Genomic DNA, 3687 nt, shown 5'->3' with positions numbered 1-3687 from the left:
AGCCACCGGGCCGCGGCGGGATCGAAGGCGGGCGGGGGCGCGGCCACCCGGCGCCGGTGCGCCAGATAGGCGCCGGTGAGCGACGCCGGATTCCCTTCGATGTCGGCGGGCGTGCCCTGGGCGACCACCCGGCCGCCTGTCTCGCCCGCCCCCGGTCCCATGTCCACTACCCAGTCGGCCGCGCGGATCGCCGCCTCGTCGTGCTCGACCACGACAACGGTGTTGCCCTGGTCGCGCAGACGCTTGATCGTCTCGATGAGCTTCGCGCCGTCGCGCGGATGAAGCCCGATCGAGGGCTCGTCGAGAACGTAGAGCACGCCCGCCAGCCCCGAGCCAATCTGACCGGCGAGCCGCACGCGCTGCCGCTCGCCCCCGGAGAGCGTATCCGTGCGCCGCCCGAGGGTGAGGTAGCCGAGGCCGAGTTCATTGAGGCAGGCGAGCTTCGGCAGGAGCCCTTCGAAAAGCCGCCGCGCGACCTCCTTCCCGGGCCCGGAAAGGTGCGCGGACGCGAGGCGGCCGGGGAGCTCCTCGACGGGGACGTCGGCGAGCTCGGCGAAAGTGGGGCCCGCGGCCCCAAGGCGCACGGTGTGCGCGGGAACGCCCAACCCCGAGCCGCCGCAGGCGGGACAGGGAAGCTGCGCGCGGAAGGAGGCGGCGGCGGCCTGTTCGTCCGCTCCGGCCTCCCGCCACGCGACCTCCATGCGCCCGGCGAGGGCTTCGAGGAGCCTGCGGCGTCCTTCAGGGGCGGCGGTCTCCCAGGGGGCGGCGGGGTCGATTCCGAGCGTGCGCGCCTCCGTGAGGAGCGCCTCAAAGCCCGCCGCCCCCGGGCGCACGCTCTGGAGCGCCCCGGCTTCGAGCGACGCCTCGGGCTTCACGACGAGGCGCTCCGGATCGAAGGCCTCGCGCACGCCCGCGCCCCGGCAGGCCGGGCACGCGCCCCGGGGGCTCGAGGGCGAGAAGTCGCGTGGCTCCATCGGACCCGCGGACCAGTCGCAGTAGGGACAGGCGAACTTCGAGGTGAAGGCCGCGCGCCAGTCCGAATCCATGTCCGCCGCCGCGGCGCGCCCGTCGGCGAGCTCCACGGCGTTCTCAAGGCTCTCGGCGATGCGCTCGCGCGAGTCGGGCCGCACGCGCAGGCGGTCCACGACGACGGCGAGGTCGTGCGGAGCGCCGTCGGCGAGCCACGCCGCTTCGGGCGCCGCCTCGAGCGTTTCAACGACGCCGTCGGAGAGAAGACGCCGGTAGCCGCGCCCGAGCATTTCTCCGGCGAAGGCCGCCGCCTCGCCGACCTTGAAGATGCGGCCGCGGAAGACCGGCGCGAGGAGCAGCAGGCGCCGGTCGGCGGCTTCGAGCAGCAGCCGGTCGGTCATCGCGGCGACGGGTTCGGCCGCAAGCGGCGTGCCGTGCGTCGGGCAGCACGGCGTCCCCGCGCGGGCGTAGAGCACGCGCAGGTAGTCCGCGCATTCGGTGAGCGTGCCCACCGTCGAGCGCGCGCCGCCGCCGGCGCTCTTCTGGTCGATGGCGACCGCGGGCGGCACCCCGGATACCTCGTCCACGTCGGGCCGGGGAAGGCGCTCCAGGAACTGCCGCGCCCCGGGCGAAAGGCTCTCGACGTAGCGCCGCTCGCCCTCGGCGTAGAGCGTGTCGAAGGCGAGCGAACTCTTGCCCGAGCCCGAAGGACCGGTGAAGACGATGTAGCGCCCGCGCGGAAGTTCAAGCGAGACGTTCTTCAGGTTGTGCGTGCGTGCGCCGCGGATGATGATCTGGTCCATGCCGGAGGCCGCTTCCCTTCCATTCGAAGAGACGGCTTAAGGAGTGAGCAAAATGGAAAAACTATAACCCGGTCATGCGGCGCGGCCGTCGAGCGCCCGCCCGTCCACGAAAAGAACAAGGATTCAAGCCCTCCATGACCGCCCAGAACGCCACGCGCATGACCTCCCGGGAGAAGAAGTCGAGCATCACCCTCGCGAGCATCTTCGCGCTGCGCATGCTCGGCCTCTTCGTGATCCTCCCCGTCTTCGCCGTCTACGCGCACGACCTTCCGGGCGGCGACGACGCGTTCATGGTCGGCCTCACGCTCGGCATCTACGGCCTCGCCCAAGGGGTGCTGCAGATCCCCCTCGGGGCCGCCTCGGACCGCTTCGGCAGGAAGCCCGTGATCATCGCGGGGCTCGTCGTCTTCGCCGCCGGGTCGCTCATCGCCGCCTCGGCGGACACGATCTGGGGGATCTTCCTCGGCCGCGCCGTCCAGGGTGCGGGCGCGATCTCCGCGGCCGTGACCGCCTTCATCTCCGACTCGGTGCGCCACGCGGTGATCACGCGCGCCATGGCGATGGTGGGCGCCTCGATCGGACTCACCTTCGCCCTCTCGATGGTGATCGCGCCGCCCCTCGCCCGCCTCTGGGGCCTCCCGGGGATCTTCCTCCTCACGGGCGTGCTCGCCGTCGCCGCGGTCTTCGTCGTGCGCTTCATCGTCCCGGAGGCACCCGGCCGGCACCACGAGCCCGAACCCGACAAGACCTGGCGCGAAATCGCGCTCGAGCCGCAGCTGCTGCGCCTCAACATCGGCATCTTCGTGCTCCACGCCGCACTCATGGCGGTCTTCGTCGTGATTCCGACGCGGCTGACCGAAATGGGGCTCCCCTCCGAGCACCATTGGTGGGTCTATCTGCCGGCCGTGCTCGCAGGCTTCACCGTGATGGCGCCCCTCATCATCATCGGCGAGCGGCGCAACGCCGTCGTGCGCATCATGCGCTGGGTGCTCGGGTTCTTCTGCGCGGCCTTCGTGCTCTTCGCCTATCTGATGCACTCGATTTGGGAGATCAGCTTCCTTCTCGGCCTCTTCTTCAGCGGCTTCAACGTGCTCGAGGCGACGCTGCCGAGCCTCATCTCGCGGCTCGCGCCGCCGCGTGACAAGGGACTCGCCCTCGGGATCTACAACACCTTGCAGAACTTCGGCCTCTTCGCCGGCGGCGCCTTGGGCGGCTGGATCACGCTCCACTGGGGAGCCGAGGCCGTCTTCTTCACCTGTGCTTTTGCTATGCTTCTGTGGCTCGCCTCAGCGATTGGCATGAAGGAGCCCCCGCGCTCCGGCCGAGAGCCTGAGGAAGCCTGAGCTTAGTTTTTGATCCCGTAACTTTTTGATTTTGTCCCGAAAATGGCTTCCCTCAACAAGGTAATGCTCCTCGGCAATCTCGGCGCCGATCCTGAAGTCCGCTACACCCCCGACGGCGGCACGGCCATCGCCACGCTGCGTCTGGCCACCTCCCGCCGCTACAAGAACCGCGACGGCCAGCTCACCGAAGAGACCGAATGGCACCGCGTCGTGCTCTTCGGCCGCTCCGCCGAACTCGCCAAGGACTATCTGAAGAAGGGCCGCTCGGTCTTCATCGAAGGCCGTCTGCGCACCCGCAAATGGACCGACCAGAACGGCAACGACCGCTGGACCACCGAAATCGTCGCCGAGAACATGCAGTTCGTCGGCGGCCGCAACGACCGTCAGGACGGCGGCGACGCGGGCTACGCGCCCTCGCCGGACGGCTTCGAGTCCGCGCCCCGTCCCGCCCCCGCCCGTCAGCAGGCCCCGGCGCCGCAGCCCTCGCCCGCCGCGGCCTCGAGTCCGATTGATCAGTTGGAGGAAGACGTTCCGTTCTGATCGTCCTCCTCAACCCGGGGCGGCTCGGCCTC

Annotated in this window: 2 protein-coding genes and 1 pseudogene; 2 read left to right on the top strand and 1 reads right to left on the bottom strand. The window is 70.3% G+C overall.

The window, feature by feature from the left end; translation table 11 throughout:
- Positions 1–1772: pseudogene (locus ACT6Y9_RS09405) on the bottom strand (excinuclease ABC subunit UvrA); the annotation flags it as partial.
- Between the two features lie 134 nt (positions 1773–1906).
- Here ACT6Y9_RS09405 and ACT6Y9_RS09400 point away from each other — a divergent pair.
- Both ACT6Y9_RS09400 and ACT6Y9_RS09395 read left to right on the top strand, forming a co-directional pair.
- Positions 1907–3115, top strand: a complete 1209-nt coding sequence (locus tag ACT6Y9_RS09400) for an MFS transporter (protein ID WP_443744334.1) — start codon at positions 1907–1909, stop codon at positions 3113–3115.
- 42 nt (positions 3116–3157) lie between these two features.
- Complete coding sequence (locus ACT6Y9_RS09395; protein ID WP_295479785.1) at positions 3158–3655, top strand: single-stranded DNA-binding protein; 498 nt, start codon at positions 3158–3160, stop codon at positions 3653–3655.
- Positions 3656–3687 lie beyond the last annotated feature (32 nt).

It is taken from the genome of Sutterella sp. (genome assembly GCF_052272535.1).
In the GTDB taxonomy this organism is placed as follows: Bacteria; Pseudomonadota; Gammaproteobacteria; order Burkholderiales; family Burkholderiaceae_F; genus Sutterella.
The sequence above is the reverse complement of the archived record's forward strand: the minus strand, read 5'-3'. Positions and strand labels throughout refer to the sequence as shown.

Coding starts and splice junctions, on each gene's coding strand:
- ACT6Y9_RS09400 (WP_443744334.1), top strand. CDS start 1,907: ATGACCGCCCAGAACGCCACGCGCATGACCTCCCGGGAGAAGAAGTCG.
- ACT6Y9_RS09395 (WP_295479785.1), top strand. CDS start 3,158: ATGGCTTCCCTCAACAAGGTAATGCTCCTCGGCAATCTCGGCGCCGAT.